The 15,749-nt window shown below is 70.2% G+C and carries 18 protein-coding genes and 6 tRNA genes; 15 read left to right on the forward strand and 9 right to left on the reverse strand.

From position 1 onward, the window contains the following. Positions 1-15 precede the first annotated feature (15 nt). Entirely contained in the window at positions 16-834 is an 819-nt protein-coding gene (locus tag C3488_RS18705; protein WP_103840854.1) for an RNA methyltransferase, read from the forward strand. 56 nt (positions 835-890) lie between these two features. Here the strand turns inward: C3488_RS18705 and C3488_RS18710 are convergent, their stop codons facing one another. Then, the gene (locus tag C3488_RS18710; RefSeq protein WP_103840856.1) at positions 891-2,201 is read right to left on the reverse strand and encodes a serine/threonine-protein kinase; all 1,311 of its coding nucleotides are present in this window, start codon (positions 2,199-2,201) and stop codon (positions 891-893) included. Between the two features lie 196 nt (positions 2,202-2,397). Here C3488_RS18710 and C3488_RS18715 point away from each other — a divergent pair, with 196 nt between their 5' ends. From C3488_RS18715 to C3488_RS18730, 4 genes are all read left to right on the forward strand, one after another. Next, complete coding sequence (locus C3488_RS18715) at positions 2,398-2,673, forward strand: hypothetical protein (protein WP_103840858.1); 276 nt, start codon at positions 2,398-2,400, stop codon at positions 2,671-2,673. 199 nt (positions 2,674-2,872) lie between these two features. Next, positions 2,873-3,079, forward strand: coding sequence for a hypothetical protein (locus C3488_RS18720; protein ID WP_103840860.1), 207 nt, complete (start codon positions 2,873-2,875; stop codon positions 3,077-3,079). 271 nt (positions 3,080-3,350) lie between these two features. Next, a complete protein-coding gene (locus C3488_RS18725; protein WP_103840862.1) occupies positions 3,351-4,271 on the forward strand; it encodes a phosphotransferase family protein in 921 nt (306 codons plus the stop codon). An 86-nt stretch (positions 4,272-4,357) separates the two neighbouring features. After that, entirely contained in the window at positions 4,358-4,648 is a 291-nt protein-coding gene (locus C3488_RS18730) for a zf-TFIIB domain-containing protein (protein WP_103840864.1), read from the forward strand. Positions 4,649-4,693: 45 nt separating this feature from the next. Here C3488_RS18730 and C3488_RS18735 read toward each other — a convergent pair. The 5 genes from C3488_RS18735 to C3488_RS18755 all read right to left on the reverse strand — a co-directional run bounded on the left by C3488_RS18735 (position 4,694) and on the right by C3488_RS18755 (position 5,149). Further along, positions 4,694-4,765 (reverse strand) — tRNA-Val (locus C3488_RS18735). Between the two features lie 34 nt (positions 4,766-4,799). Further along, positions 4,800-4,871, reverse strand: a tRNA-Val gene (locus C3488_RS18740). 19 nt (positions 4,872-4,890) lie between these two features. Beyond that, positions 4,891-4,962, reverse strand: a tRNA-Val gene (locus C3488_RS18745). A gap of 1 nt (position 4,963) precedes the next feature. Beyond that, a tRNA-Cys gene (locus C3488_RS18750) sits at positions 4,964-5,037 on the reverse strand. A gap of 39 nt (positions 5,038-5,076) precedes the next feature. Then, positions 5,077-5,149 (reverse strand) — tRNA-Gly (locus C3488_RS18755). A gap of 179 nt (positions 5,150-5,328) precedes the next feature. Here C3488_RS18755 and C3488_RS18760 point away from each other — a divergent pair. The 3 genes from C3488_RS18760 (at position 5,329) to C3488_RS18770 (ending at position 8,182) form a co-directional block, all read left to right on the forward strand. Continuing rightward, entirely contained in the window at positions 5,329-6,384 is a 1,056-nt protein-coding gene (locus C3488_RS18760; protein ID WP_103840866.1) for a chorismate-binding protein, read from the forward strand. 100 nt (positions 6,385-6,484) lie between these two features. After that, a complete protein-coding gene (locus tag C3488_RS18765) occupies positions 6,485-7,306 on the forward strand; it encodes an aminotransferase class IV (RefSeq protein WP_103840868.1) in 822 nt (273 codons plus the stop codon). 51 nt (positions 7,307-7,357) lie between these two features. Then, a complete protein-coding gene (locus tag C3488_RS18770) occupies positions 7,358-8,182 on the forward strand; it encodes a GNAT family N-acetyltransferase (protein ID WP_103840870.1) in 825 nt (274 codons plus the stop codon). Between the two features lie 12 nt (positions 8,183-8,194). Here the strand turns inward: C3488_RS18770 and C3488_RS18775 are convergent, their stop codons facing one another. Then, complete coding sequence (locus C3488_RS18775) at positions 8,195-8,719, reverse strand: DsbA family protein (protein ID WP_103840872.1); 525 nt, start codon at positions 8,717-8,719, stop codon at positions 8,195-8,197. 302 nt (positions 8,720-9,021) lie between these two features. Between C3488_RS18775 and C3488_RS18780 the strand changes: the two genes are divergently transcribed. Next, positions 9,022-9,465: a hypothetical protein gene (locus C3488_RS18780; protein WP_103840895.1), complete on the forward strand. Its 444-nt coding sequence runs from the start codon at positions 9,022-9,024 to the stop codon at positions 9,463-9,465. Positions 9,466-9,665: 200 nt separating this feature from the next. Beyond that, positions 9,666-9,818, forward strand: a complete 153-nt coding sequence (locus tag C3488_RS40575) for a hypothetical protein (RefSeq protein ID WP_181139077.1) — start codon at positions 9,666-9,668, stop codon at positions 9,816-9,818. A gap of 192 nt (positions 9,819-10,010) precedes the next feature. Here C3488_RS40575 and C3488_RS18785 read toward each other — a convergent pair whose 3' ends face one another. Together C3488_RS18785 and C3488_RS18790 are read right to left on the reverse strand one after the other, a co-directional pair. Further along, complete coding sequence (locus C3488_RS18785; RefSeq protein WP_103840873.1) at positions 10,011-10,568, reverse strand: CGNR zinc finger domain-containing protein; 558 nt, start codon at positions 10,566-10,568, stop codon at positions 10,011-10,013. Positions 10,569-10,829: 261 nt separating this feature from the next. Further along, positions 10,830-11,243 carry an SsgA family sporulation/cell division regulator gene (locus C3488_RS18790; protein WP_003959770.1) on the reverse strand — a complete coding sequence of 138 codons (414 nt, stop codon included), beginning with the start codon at positions 11,241-11,243 and terminating at the stop codon, positions 10,830-10,832. Positions 11,244-11,433: 190 nt separating this feature from the next. On the opposite strand from C3488_RS18790, the gene C3488_RS18795 reads away from it, so the two are divergent. From C3488_RS18795 to C3488_RS18815, 5 genes are all read left to right on the forward strand, one after another. Beyond that, a complete protein-coding gene (locus C3488_RS18795) occupies positions 11,434-11,871 on the forward strand; it encodes a TIGR02611 family protein (protein ID WP_103840875.1) in 438 nt (145 codons plus the stop codon). Positions 11,872-11,925: 54 nt separating this feature from the next. Beyond that, positions 11,926-11,997, forward strand: a tRNA-Val gene (locus tag C3488_RS18800). Positions 11,998-12,469: 472 nt separating this feature from the next. Further along, positions 12,470-13,756, forward strand: coding sequence for an ABC transporter substrate-binding protein (locus C3488_RS18805; protein ID WP_103840877.1), 1,287 nt, complete (start codon positions 12,470-12,472; stop codon positions 13,754-13,756). Positions 13,757-13,765: 9 nt separating this feature from the next. After that, complete coding sequence (locus C3488_RS18810) at positions 13,766-14,734, forward strand: carbohydrate ABC transporter permease (protein WP_374955432.1); 969 nt, start codon at positions 13,766-13,768, stop codon at positions 14,732-14,734. Then, a complete protein-coding gene (locus tag C3488_RS18815; protein ID WP_103840879.1) occupies positions 14,731-15,615 on the forward strand; it encodes a carbohydrate ABC transporter permease in 885 nt (294 codons plus the stop codon). Before C3488_RS18810 ends, C3488_RS18815 begins: the two co-directional genes overlap by 4 nt. The last annotated feature ends 134 nt before the right edge of the window (positions 15,616-15,749 follow it).

The raw sequence follows: 15,749 nt of genomic DNA on the forward strand, positions 1-15,749 counted from the left end.
AGGCAGTATCACCCTGTGGCCGCTTTCATCACCGTTGAGGACCCCGACGACCCGCGCCTCACCGACTACACGGGTCTGACCGACGTGGAGCTGCGCCGCAAGCGCGAACCCGCCGAGGGACTGTTCATCGCCGAGGGCGAGAAGGTCATCAGACGGGCCAAGGCGGCCGGCTACGAGATGCGTTCCATGCTGCTGTCCTCGAAGTGGGTCGACGTCATGCGGGATGTCATCGACGAGCTGCCGGCCCCGGTGTACGCGGTCAGCCCGGAACTGGCCGAACAGGTCACCGGCTACCACGTGCACCGCGGCGCCCTCGCCTCCATGCAGCGCAAGCCGCTGCCGGCGGCGGACGAACTCCTGACCTCCGCCCGCCGGGTCGTGATCATGGAATCCGTGAACGACCACACCAACATCGGGGCGATCTTCCGCTCCGCCGCCGCCCTCGGGATGGACGCGGTCCTGCTGTCACCCGACTGCGCCGACCCGCTGTACCGGCGCAGTGTGAAGGTGTCCATGGGCGCGGTCTTCTCGGTGCCGTACGCACGCCTCGACACCTGGCCGAGGGGCCTGGAGTCGGTCCGCGAGGCCGGCTTCACGCTTCTCGCGCTCACCCCCGACGAGAAGGCCAAGACGCTCGACGAGGCGGCTCCGCACCAGATGGACCGGGTCGCGCTGATGCTCGGCGCGGAGGGCGACGGGCTGTCCACCCAGGCGCTGGTCGCGGCGGACGAATGGGTCCGCATCCCCATGGCCCACGGCGTCGACTCCCTCAACGTGGGCGCGGCGGCCGCGGTCGCCTTCTACGCGGTCGCAACCGGCCGCCCCCGGTCCTAGCCCCCGTCTTCCGGGTCGGCCCGGTCGGTGGTCCCCGGTCGTCCGCCTGTGCCCGGTCAGCCGTGTCGGTCGAGCTCGCTGCGGTACTGCTCGGCCATCAGGTCGCCGGTCAGGGGCGCATACGACTGCTCCGGTCGCACGTCCTTGCGTACGCGTCCGTCGTCCATGCCGCGCGCCGGCCCCTGGCACCCCTGGGCCGCCGCGATGCCCAGCGCCACCAGCAGTGTGACCACCACGAACACGAAGATCCGCTGGCGCAGCAGCCGCGGGTTGGCCGGCCGCCGCCCCGTCCCGGTGGTGCGGGGCGCCGGCCGCCCGGCGCCACTGCGCGGTGCGGGACGGCCGCCGGAGCGGGTCGAGGTACCGCGCTGCGCGGGCGTCGGACGCGACCCCGGCCGGGAGCCGTTGCTGCGGGGCGGGGGAGTGCCCGGCCCCTGCGGGCGGCGCACGGTGCGCTGCTCCGCGTACTGCTGCGCGAGCCGCCCCGACGGCCGGTCCACCTCGCCGCGCCGGTCGGACGGCCTGACGTCCGTGAGGCCCTGGGTCTCCCGGGCCGCGATCTCCTTGAGCCGGAGCGAGAGTTGGAGGGTGCTCGGGCGTTCGTCGGGGTCCTTCGCGAGACAGGCGCGGACGAGCGGAGCCAGAGCGTCCGGGACGCCGTGCAGCTTGGGCTCCTCGTGCACCACGCGGTAGAGCATCACCTCGGAACTGCCGTGTCCGAAGGGCGAGTCCCCGGTCGCCGCGTACGCCAGTGTGGCGCCCAGCGCGAACACGTCCGTGGCCGGTGTGACGGCGGCCCCCCGCACCTGCTCGGGGGCGAGGAAGCCGGGCGACCCCACGGCCGTGCCGACGTGGGTGAGCGTCGAGGCACCGGTCGCCCAGGCGATGCCGAAGTCGATGATCCGGGGCCCCTTCGGGGACAGCAGGATGTTGGACGGCTTCAGATCCCGGTGCACGACCCCGGCCTCGTGCACCGCCACAAGACCCTCGGACAGGGCGGCCCCGACCGCGGCCACCTCGGCGGCCGTGAGGGGGCCCTCCTCGGCGACCTTGTCGTGCAGCGACGGCCCGGGCACGTACTGCGTGGCGAACCACGGGCGATCCGCCTCCAGATCGGCGGCCACCAGCCGCGCCGTACACCCACCACGAATCCGCCGTGCCGCCGAGACCTCACGTGCGAACCGCGACCGGAACTCCTGATCCTCCGCGAGATCCGGCCGGATCACCTTCAGCGCGACCCTCTGGCCCCGCTTGTCGGAGCCCAGGTAGACGACGCCCATCCCGCCCGCGCCGAGCCGCCGGTGAAGCCTGAACGAGCCGACGACACGCGGGTCCTCACGCCTCAGGCGCATCATCGCCATGTCCATCCCCGCTGCCCGGTCCGTTTGACGAGCCACAGCTTACGTTTCCACAGCCGGGTGCGCGCAGAGGCCGCGCCCTCTCGCCCCGATCGATTGTCAGTGCCCCGTGGGAGACTTGAGAGGTGGTCAGGACGGACGCGAGCAGGTCCGTGGCGCGCCGTCCATGATCCCAAACACCCGCTGGGGAAGGGGGATTGAACCCGTGAAGGGTGATCGTGTGGAGATAGTCGTGGACGCGGGGGACACAACGCGCACGTACGAGGTGGTGGCGAGCAGGGCGGGCCGCCGCGTGGAGACGGCGGTGCGCAGGGGGGTGGTGGAAGTGAGCGAAGTCACGCGTTCCGGAACGGTCGTGCGGACCGCCCGCTTCATGGCGAACCGGGTGCTGGCGCTGGTGGAGCAGCCGGTTCCACGGGAAGACGGATCAGAGCAGAAGGGGCACACCGGGCGTCCCCTCCGGGAAGACCCCGAAACCTAGGACCTCGTCTCCACCCAGGGGAGTACGCCGCAGGCCATCACTCCTCCTCGGGGAGGCCAGGTAATCGATACGAGGGCATGACGACCGGGGATCGCCAGAAGCCTAGATTTGAGGTCAAGCGGCGGGTGCAGCACTCGTCCCCCGAGGTCAGACATCCGCCGCTGCCAACGACAACAGCACCACGGTCAGGAGAGGGACCATGGCCCACACGGCACCGCGGACACTGATCCGCACGCAGGGGCGCAGGGCGTACGCCGCGTTCGGCACCCGCCGCCAGGGCCGCCGCCACCCCCTGGTGGCGACCGCGATGGTCCTCCCCCTGGCGGCCCTGCTCGTGTACGCCTTCGGCGGCTGGGATGCAGTGGTCACACAAGCGTCGTCCGTGGGCGTGATGCTGGGGCGCTGAGCGGCGCCCCAGGCCCGGAAGAGCGGTCCGGGCGGGGATATCCACCCATGCAACCCCGTGGGGACGGGGGTACGACGGACGGCACCGACGCCCGCGCAGCTGGGGAGCTGCGCGGGCGTTATTTTGCGCCTTAACCGGCGCCGCTCTCGCGGACGTGGTGCTCGCCGTCGTGGTTCCTCAATTGACGGTTGCTGTGGTCTCGGGTGAAAGACCGGAGCTCCCGCCTCGTGCGTACGCTCTGGGGCGAGTGCTGTACTGCCCAGGGAGCCCCGTGACCGTCGACGTACTGCCCGCCCTGACCGCCACAGTCCGGTGTGCGGCTCATCCTCGAGGAGGAGGGTGTGGGCATCCGGACTCCGTGCTGGCCGAGCGGGAGGACGGGACGGTCGTGCGGCACGGTGGCACGGTCGCCAAGGCGCATGCCCCGGGTACGGACCTCGGGGAGCTCTCCCTCCGTCTCGGGGCCGCCGCCGACCTCCCCGAGGTCTTCCTGGCGCCGCTGCGCCCCACGCCCGCCGACCTCCACGGCCGCCTGGTGTCCTTCTGGCCCTACGGCACCCCTGTGGACCCCGATATTCCGGATGCCGCCCCGTGGGAGGCCGCCGCCACCCTTCTCGCTCAGCTGCACCGGGTCCCCGCCCCCACCGGGCTCCCGGCCATGCGCGGCCCCGCCAAGGCCGCCCGCGCCGTCCAGCGCCTCCGGGCCGCCGGCCCCCACCCGGCCGCCGCAAGCGTCCTCCGCGCCTGGGCCGGCCTGCCGGCCTGGGCCAGAGCCGAGGCGCCCATGCCCTCCGCGCGCTTTCTCTGTCACGGCGACCTCCACCTCGGCCAGCTCGTACGCCACCCCGGGGGGACCGGCCCCTGGCTCCTCATCGACGTCGACGACCTCGGCCTCGGTGAACCGGCCTGGGACCTGGCCCGCCCGGCCGCCTGGTACGCCTGCGGTCTGCTCCCGCCGGACGAGTGGGGCCGGTTCCTCGACGCGTACCGCCGGGCGGGCGGTCCCGCGGTCCCCTCCACCGGTGAGCCCTGGCCGGCCCTGGACGTGCCCGCCCGCGCCCTCACCGTGCAGACGGCCGCCCGGGCCGTCGCCAAGTCCGCCGCAGCAGACCGCGCCTTGGACGAGGTCGAGCAGGCCGTGGTCGACGCCTGTGCCCGAATAGCCTCGATTCCGCCGAAGTTGGGGCAATGACCTGCGACCCAGGGTGCAACCGTTCCGGCCCGCACCGAGTCCCTATCTGGCGAAGCCCCACCGACCGGCGAGGAGTTGAGCCGAGCATGCAGTGTCCGAAGTGTCATGCGCCGATGCACACGTACAACCGCAACGGCGTCCAGATCGAGCAGTGCAGCGGCTGCCGCGGCATCTTCCTCGACTACGGGGAGCTGGAGGCGCTCACCCGTCTGGAGGCCCAGTGGGCGCAGCCCGCACCGCCGCCCCCGCCCGCGTACCCGTCCGCTCCCGCCTGGGGCGCGCCGCACGGCGGCCACCACGAGGGCCACCACGGAGGCCACGGCCACTACGGCCACCACCGTCACAAGAGCTTCGGTCACATGCTGTTCTCCAGCTGAGCGCACGAAGAAGCCCCCGGCCGCACGGCCGGGGGCTTCGATGTGTGGACGATACTGGGATTGAACCAGTGACCTCTTCCGTGTCAGGGAAGCGCTCTCCCGCTGAGCTAATCGTCCTCGGGACCGCGATCCGAAGATCACGGGCAGTGCGTGCGCGATACTGGGATTGAACCAGTGACCTCTTCCGTGTCAGGGAAGCGCTCTCCCGCTGAGCTAATCGCGCGGGGGATCCGAAGATCCAGTGGACGATACTGGGATTGAACCAGTGACCTCTTCCGTGTCAGGGAAGCGCTCTCCCGCTGAGCTAATCGTCCTTGGAGGTGGAGACGGGATTTGAACCCGTGTAGACGGCTTTGCAGGCCGTTGCCTCGCCTCTCGGCCACTCCACCAGGAGTGCAGGGGATCGGGAAGATCTCCTGGTTCCTTCGAGCGGACGACGAGGCTCGAACTCGCGACCTCAACCTTGGCAAGGTTGCGCTCTACCAACTGAGCTACGTCCGCTTGTCGTTTGTCGGTCCGCTTCCGCGTCCCGGCGACGTGTTGAACTCTAGCGGATTCCCGGGCCAGCACAAAAACGCGTTTGCGCAGCGTGCTGCCCTGCGCCTGGTCAAGGACACGGCCGGACCACCGCCGGGACACTCGCGGGCCACCCGGGGGACACCCGCCCTAGACTCGACACCGTGCCCGACCTGCCTCCTCTCGCCCGTTTCGGCGACCGTGTAGCCACCGGTCTCCTCGATGTCACCAGTGACCCGGCCGCCCTCGACTCCGCCGGCTTCTGGGCGGTCTGCGCGGACTACGAGGGGCGTCTGACCTGCGCCCGCTTCGCGGACGTACGGGAAGAGCCGGTGCCCGCGCCCGTGCCGGGCCGATGGCCGGGACCCGACGCCGGTGACTGGGCGTCCTCCCTCGACCGCGCGGCGTACACGGCAGGCGTGCGCCGGATCCGCGAGCACATCGCCACCGGGGAGGTCTACCAGGTGAACCTCTGCCGGGTGCTTTCGGCGCCGGTCGCGCCCGGCGCCGACGTGGACGCCCTGGCCGCCGTGCTGGCCCGCGGCAATCCCGCCCCGTACGCAGGAACGATCCGTCTGCCGGAACACGGCGTGGAGATAGCCACCGCGTCCCCCGAGCTGTTCCTGCGCCGCGCCGGCCGCACCGTCGAGTCCGGCCCGATCAAGGGCACCGCCCGCACCGAGGCGGAGCTGCTGGCGAAGGACTACGCGGAGAACGTGATGATCGTGGACCTGGTCCGCAACGACCTCGGCCGCGTCTGCGTCACCGGCAGCGTCACCGTGCCCGACCTGTGCGCCGTCGAGAAGCACCCCGGCCTCGTCCACCTCGTCTCCACGGTCCGCGGGGAGCTGCGCCCGGACGCCGGCTGGCCGGACCTGCTCGCCGCCGCCTTCCCGGCAGGCTCGATCACCGGCGCCCCCAAGTCGAGCGCGCTGCGGATCATCGACGCCCTGGAGACCGCGCCCCGCGGCCCCTACTGCGGCGGCATCGGCTGGGTCGACGCCGACCGGGGCGTGGGCGAGCTGGCCGTCGGCATCCGTACCTTCTGGATCGAGCGGAGTTCCGACGGCGCGGCCGTCCTGCGCTTCGGCGCCGGCGCCGGTATCACCTGGGACTCCGACCCGGAGGGCGAGTGGCGGGAGACCGAACTGAAGGCCGCCCGGCTGCTCGCGGTAGCGTCGGGGGAGTACCAGGACCTTGTGGACCTGGGGCCGCAATGACCTTTCACCCGCGGCACACGTCCCGGGCTCCGCGGCACGGCCACGGGCCGGACGACGCGTCGCACGGCGCTTCCGCCACGATCTTGCGAGGTAGACAGCAGTGAAGCTCTGGCTCGACGGCGGGCTGCAGGACATCGAGTCCGCCCGCGTCTCCGTCTTCGACCACGGACTGACCGTCGGCGACGGCGTTTTCGAGACCGTCAAGGCCGTCGAGGGCCGGGCGTTCGCACTCACCCGCCACCTCGACCGGCTCACCCGCTCCGCCCGCGGACTCGGCCTTCCGGATCCGGACCTGGACGAGGTCCGCCGCGCCTGCGCCGCCGTCCTGGAGGCCAACCCGATGCCGCTCGGGCGCCTGCGCATCACGTACACCGGCGGCCACGGCCCGCTCGGCTCCGACCGCGGCGACCAGGGCCCCACCCTCGTCGTGGCCCTCGGCGCGACCACGCGGCGCCCCGACTCCACGGCCGTGATCACGGTGCCGTGGACCCGTAACGAGCACGGCGCGCTGACCGGCTTGAAGACCACCTCGTACGCCGAGAACGTCGTCGCGCTCGCCCGGGCGACCGGGCAGGGAGCGACCGAGGCCCTGTTCGGCAACACGGTCGGCCGGCTCTGCGAGGGCACGGGGTCGAACGTGTTCGTCGTCCTCGACGGGGAGATCCACACGCCGCCGCTCGCCTCCGGCTGTCTCGCGGGCATCACCCGGGCCCTCACCGTGGAGTGGACCGGTGCCAAGGAGACCGATCTGCCGATGGACGTCCTGGAGCACGCGGACGAGATCTTCCTCACGTCCACGCTGCGGGACGTGCAGGCCGTGCACCGGGTCGACGGCCGGGAACTCGCGGGAGCGCCGGGGCCGGTGACCGCCAAGGCCATGCGGATCTTCGACGAGCGATCCGGGAACGACCTGGATCCGTGAGCCCCGGAAAACCGGCTGACGCGGGTCGCCGCCGCGGGTAGAACACCCCTGATGACCACGACCCTGCGGCCGACCGAGCCGCTTCAGCATCACGCCGACGGGACGCGTTCACGTCGCTACCAGGTGTGCGTGAACAGCCGTCCCGTCGGGGCGATACACCTCGGCACCTCGCCGTCCCTGGGTGAGTCGGTGGCCCGGATCATCGACCTGCGCATCGAGGAGTCCGACCGCCGACGCGGCCGGGGCACCGTGGCCGCGCTCGCCGCGGAGGAGGTGGCGCGGGGCTGGGGCTGCCGGCAGATCGAGGCCCGGGTCCCCGCCGATGCGCGGGTCGCACTGCGGCTCACCGAGACGCTCGGTTACGTCCTGCGCAACCGCGGCATGGAGAAGCGGCTCGATGACACCCCGCCCCCGCTGCCCGAGGGCAGCCGCGCACGCCCCATGACCGGGGCGGAGTTCGCGGCCTGGCAGGAGTACCAACGGGAGCACTATGCGCGCACGTGGATCGAGCGGGGTGTGCCCGAGGCCGTGGCGCGCGCCAAGGCGCGACGCGACCACGAGCAGCTGCTGCCGCGGGGCATGCGCAGCGAGGGCATGACGTTCAGCGTGCTGGAGCACGAGGGCACGCGTGTGGGCACCCTGTGGCTGGCGGTGCGCGAGGACATGGCGTTCGTCTTCGACGTGGAGGCCGAGGCGGCCCACCGCGGGAGGGGGCACGGCCGCACGCTCCTGCTCCTGGCGGAGGCGCAGGCTCTCACCGCCGGTCGGCGGGTCCTCGGACTGAACGTGTTCGCGGGCAACACCCCGGCCGAGCGCCTCTACGAGTCACTCGGCTACCGGTCGACGGATTACGTCTTGTACAAGCCCCTGCTGTAGGACGGGGCCTGATCAGGCCCCCTGCCCGGCCAGGAGCCGGTCCGCGATCGCCTCGATCCGCTCGCGCAGTCCCTCCTGGCTCTTGCCGCCGTCGAGGCGCTCACCGCCGATCACGTACGTGGGAGTGCCGGTCACGCCGATCGCCTTGCCCTCGGCCTGGTCGGCGTCGACGATCAGGATGTGCCGGCCGTCGATCAGAGCCGTGTCGAACTCCTCGGCGTCCAGCCCGAGTTCGCGGGCCACATCGATGAGGAACGCCTCTCCCTCGCGGTCCAGCTTCTCCACCCGGCCGAGCACGGCCTCCACGTACGGCCAGCCCTGTCCTTGCGCCAGCGCCTCCTCGGCGGCCTGCGCCGCGGCGAAGGCGTGCCGGTGCTTCTCCAGCGGGAAGTGCCGCAGCCGCAGTTCCAGCCGGTCGCCGTAGCGGTCGCGCAGCGCGCGCAGATCATCGAGGGCGGTACGGCAGTCGGGGCACTGGAGTTCGCACCACACGTCCAGGACGGGGGCGGCTGCGCGGGCTGGGGAGGAGTCGCTCATGGTCACAGTCTCCCAGCACCCGCGACGGCCCCCAAACGGGATCTCCGCACCCGGAGGTGGAGGCGTGGAGAGCGCCGGTGAGGTCAGGGGTGGAGACGGGTCCGCACCCTGGGGAGGAACCGACCCCGAGATGTCCCGGAGATGTCCCTGACGTGCGTCCGGAGCGTGGCCCGCGGGGCGTCGGGCGGTGCAGGATGGAAAGGACGAACCGCCTTCCGACGACCGAACCCTCACCGATCGATCCGACCGATCCCCTCACCGACCGATCCCCGCCCCCGACCGATCTCCGCTTGGAGGACCGGATGATTGCCGAGACAGTCTGTTCCGCCGTCTCCGCGGCCGGCCTCGGCATCGCCGCGGTCACGGCCTTCCGCAAGCGTTTTCTGGCCGCGGCCCGTATCGCCGCGTACGCGCTGGTGCCCATCGGCCTGGTGATGACAGGGGTGGTGGGCTGGCTGGCCGACACCGCCTTCAGCCCCACGGCCTGGGCGGGCTTCGGCGTGCTCGGGGTCGCCTGGCTGCTGTTCGCGACCACCCGGGCCGTGGAACGCAGGCGCGGCGGCAGCCGCAAGGAGCGCAGGGCCGCGCGTGCCTCGCGGCGGGAGGCGACGGCTCCCACGTCGTCCGCGCCGGCGCTCGGCGCCGGGGGTCCTCCCGCGGCTCGTCCCACGGCGGGGCCCCGGGCGGCCGACCCCGCGGACGACTTCACCGACATCGAGGCCATCCTGAAGAAGCACGGCATATGACACCTCGCCCACCCCGGGCCGCCACCCGGCTCGGGCCGGATGGGGAAACTGGCGAGCGGTCGGCTCGTGGCGCGCTGGCGATCAAGGGTGGGCACGCCTAGATCATCTTCGTTCCGCACCTCGCGGAATTGGCGATCACATCGTCATCCCGTGCGTGTTGATCGCACGGCGGGCGCGAGCTGCGCCATCATCGCCGCGAGATGCTGGACACAACCCAGAGCGACCCCACCGCTCCTCCCGAGGATCGTCGGGGTTGTCTCTTCGCGCTTTCCCAGCCACCGCTGATGATCTTCCTTGCGGTGATCGGCTGTCTGCTGCTCATGGCATCGCTGCACGACCTGCTGCTGCTGTGAGCCGTATGCGGAGCCCCTGGCGCCACCCGCCGAGGGCTCCGTCAGCCCACCGGGTGAGCGGGGAAGGCGGATCGCATTCCGGTCACGGTGAGTGCCCGCGCGCGTCCGGCTCCTCGGCCGGCTCCGGCCTCGCGACTTCTCCCACCCCTCGCCGTCGGCCGCGCCCGTCCGCGCCCGCGGTCGGTGCCTCGCTCAGCCGGCCGCCTCCTTGCGGCGTGCCCGGTAGGCGGCCACATGAAGGCGGTTTCCGCAGGTACGGCTGTCGCAGTAACGCCTTGAGCGGTTGCGGGAAAGGTCGACGAAGGCGCGGCGGCAGTCGGGCGCCTCGCAGCGGCGCAGCCGCTCCTGCTCCCCGGCCACCACGAAGAACGCCAGCGCCATCCCGCAGTCCGCGGCGATGTGGTCGGCCAGGGAGGCGCCGGGGGCGAAGTAGTGCACATGCCAGTCGTAGCCGTCGTGGTCGGTCAGCCGGGGCGTGGTGCCCGCCGCCGCGACCAGCTCGTTGATGAGGCCCGCCGCGGTCCGGGCGTCCGGCGCGGCGAAGACCGCGGCGAACCGTCCCCGGATCTTGCGCACCGCCGACAGGTCGAACTCCGAAAGAACGCCGAGATCGCTCACCGCGTGTCCGCGCGCGAAGTCGTCGAGGGCGGCGACGTCCGGGAGCCCGTCCGGCTCGTCGCCCTCCGGTGTGGTGTTCACGAGGTCCACCACGAGATCGAGCGCGCACCGGGTGTCATGGGTGATCAGCACGTGTCGCTCCCCTGGCCTGAAGTCGGGCGGACGCCCGCCGATGCTGGCCGAGCCTAGCGGTTTCCTGCCCCGAGAGGACCGCCGCCAGGGTCGGCTTCGGGCACGTCACGTGGTGCAGCGAGGAGGTGACTCTCCGTAGAAGGCCGGCGCGCCGCCTCCGCGAGGGCTCGCGGTGACGGCGCCCGGGTGTGCCGTATGCGGTTGTCCTGACCCGAGCCGTCTCCCCGAGTGGACGGCGCCGGGTGGCGTGGCTGTCTTGCGCTAGCTCTCGGCCAGGATGTGGGAGAGCTCCGTGTCGAGATCGAAATGGCGATGCTCCGTGCCGGGAGGCACGGCCGCATCGGTCCGCTTCAGGAACGACTCCAGTGCCCGCGCCGGGGCCTCGAGCAGTGCCTCGCCCTCCGGAGAGCTCAGGGCGATGCAGACGACGCCCTGACCGTGGCTGCGGGACGGCCAGACGCGGACGTCGCCGGTCCCTGTGGGCCGGTGCAGGCCCTCCGCGAGGAGGTCGCGGGCGAACACCCACTCGACGGTCTCCTCGGCTCCGGTGTGGAAGGTGGCGTGCACGGCGTAGGGATCGGCCGTGTCATACCGCAGTCCCGCGGGTACAGGCAGTGAGGACTCGCTCGACACAACGAGGCGCAGGTGCAGCTCGCAGCTGACCGTGGTGTTCATAAGCGCCAGGGCCTTTCGCTCAGTGTGCGCTCGGGGATTCGCACGTCGGCGAAATCGACATGCCACCTACGGTGCCGTTGTAAACCCCTCTGAGTGTTTTGCCTGTCTTTACGTAGCTCATCCGGCCGAGACATCGTTCGTGCGATGCGGCCATTCCGGTGACTGGTTTCTCTCGGGTAGGTTTGGCTGCATGAATACGCGGAGTGACGAGCGGGGTGAGTCCGCCGTGGCCGCCGAGGGGTCGAAGACCGAGCGGGCGCTCGGTTCCAGGGCGCCTGAATTCATCAAGGCTCGGCGGGCGCTGCACCTCAGCTGGCAGGTGGGCGTTTTCCTGGTCGGCCTCGCGGTGGTCGCGGGCGGCGTGATCCTGCTTCCGCTGCCGGGCCCGGGGTGGCTGGTGATCTTCGCCGGCATGGCGATCTGGGCGAGCGAGTTCGTCTGGGCCCAGCTGGTGCTGCGCTGGACGAAACGCAAGGTCACCGAGGCGACGCACCGTGCGCTCGACCCCAGGGTGCGGCGCCGCAACCTCCTGCTGACGACCGCCGGCGTGGCGATCGTGGCCGCGCTGGTCGGTGTGTACATCTGGAAGTTCGGCTTCGTGGTGCCCTGGAACATCAGGGAGGAGTGACCCGCCCCTGGTCGGAGGCATCCGCTGACGTGCGGTAATGTTCTTCCTGCGCCCGGGCGATTAGCTCAGCGGGAGAGCGCTTCGTTCACACCGAAGAGGTCACTGGTTCGATCCCAGTATCGCCCACAAAATCAAGGGCGGCGCTGCTCAGGAGACGAGCGGCGCCGCCCTTGGCGTATGCCTGCATGCGGGCACTGGGCGCAGGAGCGCTTCCTCGCCTCGTCCCCGGTCTGCCGCTGCGCGGTGGAGCCGGACGTCCGGGCCTGCCGCCCCACGGAGCCGGGTATCGGGGCGCTCGGCCGCCGCACCGGCCGTATCCGGCATCCGGGCACTCGGCCGCCGCACCGGCCGAATCCGCCACCCTGGGCTCGGCCGCCGTACCAGCCGGCCTCGGCGGCGCCGACCCTCGCGACCTGCGCGCTTCTCGTTTCCCGGTCCGAACTCGCCTCTCTGTGGTGCCCGTTGCCGCCCCACCCCGCTCTCACCAATTCCTGTCCGAATCATTGACGAGGCCGGAGGGTCTCCGTACCTTGTGCCAGCAAGCGCTTACTTGAAACGATTCACGAGCGGCGGCGTTGCTGCGGGGAGGGGCCCGACCATGGGAACCGGGAATGTTGAAAGGCGCACGATCCTGAAGGCGGCGGGAGCCTCGATGGCCACCCTCGGGCTGGTCGCGACGACGGGCTGCGGCGGCAACGGCGGCACCTCGGCGGACGGGACCGTGACGATCCGTTACTCGTGGTGGGGTGCCGACGAACGGGCGAAGAAGATCAACCAAACCATCAAGCTCTTCGAGAAGAAGTATCCGAAGATCAAGGTCAAGACAGACTTCCAGGACTACCAGTCTTTCTGGGAGAAGTTCCAGACGCAGGCGTCCGGCGGAAATCCCCCGGACGTATTCCAGAACGCCGTCACATTCCTTCGGAAGTACGACAAGAGAGGCGTCCTCCTCGACCTCAAGTCACAGATCGACGCGGGCAATATCAGCCTCAGTGACTTCCGTGCCGGTGTCACGAAGGTCGGCGAGGTCGACGGCAAGCAGCTCGGCATTCCCGTCGGCTCCAACACCATGGCGCTCGTCATCGACAAGAAGGTCTTCCAGAAGGCCGGCATCGAGCCGGCGACGGGCTGGACCTGGGACGAGTACTTCAAGGCCCTCAAGACCATCCACGACAAGACCAAGGTCCCGGGGGACACGGGCTACTTCAGCATCATGTACCTGTACGACCTCTACCTCCGGCAGAACGGCAAGGCGTTCTACACCAAGGACGGACTCGGTTTCGACAAGGCCGATCTGACGGAGTGGTGGCAGGACGGCTACAGCCGCGTGAAGGCCGGGATCGTCACCGACCCGAAGATTGTCGCCCAGGACCGGCCCAAGTCCTCGCTCTCGGCCGGGCACGGGGCGTCCGAATTCACCTGGGACAACTTCACGGTCCGTTACACCGCCGAGGGGAACAGCACCTACGGTCTCGCGCCGATCCCCACCATGGACGGCAAGCACACCGGCCAGTACCTCGCCTCCCTGATGCTGAGCGCCTCCGCACGCACCTCGCACCCGAAGGAAGTCGCCCAGTTCATCAACTTCATGGTCCACGACCCCGAGGTCGGCAAGATCATGGGCTACGACCGCGGCATCCTCGCCAGCACCGACCAGTACGAGGCCTTCAAGCCGACGGACGAGGTCAACAAGGAGATCGCGCAGTACGAGGACGACACCGCCAAGGCCGGTGTCCTCGGCACGATCACCCCGCACCCCTCAGGCGCCGACACCATCGAGGCCGCCTTCCTTCGTATCGGTGGCGACCTGGGCCTGGGCAAGGTCAAGGTCGCCGACGCGGTGAAGCAGTTCTTCGACGAGTCGCAGGCCGCGTTCCAGGCCTGACCGGAACTGATGGGAACCCCCGTGACGCTCGTCAAGGACTCGCCTCTCGACACCCGGAAGGCCCGTTCCGCCGCTCCCGCCGCCCGCAAGCGGCGGGGCCGCCGGGAGAACCTCGCCGGCTACCTCTTCATGTCCCCGTGGATCGCCGGCTTCGTGCTCCTGACCGCGGGACCCATGGTCGCCTCGCTGTACTTCGCGTTCACCGACTACAACCTCTTCAACACACCGAAGTGGGTCGGCCTGGACAACTTCACCAGGATGTTCGACGACCCCCGGTGGCAGAAGTCGGTGGAGGTGACGGCGAAGTACGTCGTCATCGGCACGCCGCTGAAGCTGCTGCTCGCCCTCGGTGTCGCTCTGCTCCTCGCGCAGAGCCGCCGGGGACAGGCGTTCTACCGGGCCGCGTTCTACGCCCCCTCGCTCATCGGCGCCAGTGTCTCGGTCGCCTTCGTCTGGCGGTCGATCTTCTCCGACGACGCCATCGTGGACCGCGCGATGTCCGCCGTCGGCATCCACGCCGGCGGCTGGGTCGGCAACCCGGACTGGATCCTGTACTGCCTGGTGGCGCTCACCGTCTGGCAGTTCGGCGCGCCCATGGTCATCTTCCTGGCCGGTCTCAAACAGGTGCCGAACGAACTCCACGAGGCGGCGGCGATCGACGGCGCCGGGGCCTTCCGCAGGTTCTGGAACATCACGCTGCCGATGATCTCCCCGGTGCTCTTCTTCAACGTGCTGCTGGAGACGATCCACTCGTTCCAGATCTTCGCCTCGGCCTACGTGGTCTCCAACACCTACTGCGGCCCGGCCGACGCCACGCTCGTCTACACCTGCTACCTGTACCAGCAGGGCTTCAAGAACGCCCAGATGGGCTACGCCTCCGCGATGGCCTGGATGCTGCTGCTCGCCGTGGCCCTCGTGACGGCGGTCCTCTTCTGGTCCCAGAAGAAGTGGGTGCACTACGAGGAGGACGCCCGATGAGCACCCCCACGACCACCGTCCGCACCCGGCTCGGCGGCCCCGGCCGCAGGCGCGCCGGTTCCTTCGCCTGGCACATCGGTGCCCTGCTGGTCCTCGCGGTCGTCCTCTATCCCGTCCTCTGGGTGATCGGGGCGTCGTTCAAGCCCAGCAAGAACATCATCAACAGCCTGCAACTGTTCCCCGCCCACCCGATCATCGACAACTTCAAGGGCCTGGCGAACGGCATCGCCGACATCTCCATCTGGACGTTCTTCCAGAACTCCCTCCTGTACGCCGTCGGTGCCGTCGTCGGCATCCTGATCTCCTGCTCGCTGACCGCGTACGCGTTCGCACGGATCAGGTTCGCGGGCCGCAATCTGCTGTTCTCTCTCATGATCGGCACGCTTCTGCTGCCCTACCACGTGCTGCTCATCCCGCAGTACGTGATGTTCCAGAAGATGCAGCTGATCAACACCTATGTGCCGCTGCTGCTCGGCAAGTACCTGGCCACGGAGGCGTTCTTCGTCTTCCTCATGGTGCAGTTCATGCGGAGCCTGCCGAAGGAACTCGACGAGGCCGCCAGGATCGACGGCTGCGGGCACCTGCGGACCTACTGGTCGATCGTGCTGCCGCTGTGCCGTCCGGCGCTCATCACCAGCGCGATCTTCACGTTCATCAACGCCTGGAACGACTTCATGGGCCCGCTGATCTACCTCAACGACCCCGGCAAGTACACCGTCTCCCTCGGCATGATGATGTTCCGCGACTCCGACGGCGTGGCCGCCAACTACGGCGGCATGATCGCGATGTCCCTGGTCGCGCTGCTGCCCGTGCTGCTCTTCTTCCTCGCCTTCCAGCGCTACCTCATCGACGGCATGGCGACGTCCGGACTGAAGGGCTGACATGGCCACCGACCACGCCCGCCCGAAGGCCCGCCGCGAGTCGCTGCTCGCCGAGAGGTTCGCGCTGTTCGCCGAGTGCCTGCTCACCGGTGTCTGGATCGCCGTGGCCTCTCTGCCGCTCGTCACCTACCCCG

Origin of the sequence: Streptomyces sp. Ru72 (assembly GCF_002920635.1) — a bacterium.
GTDB lineage: Bacteria > Actinomycetota > Actinomycetes > Streptomycetales > Streptomycetaceae > Streptomyces.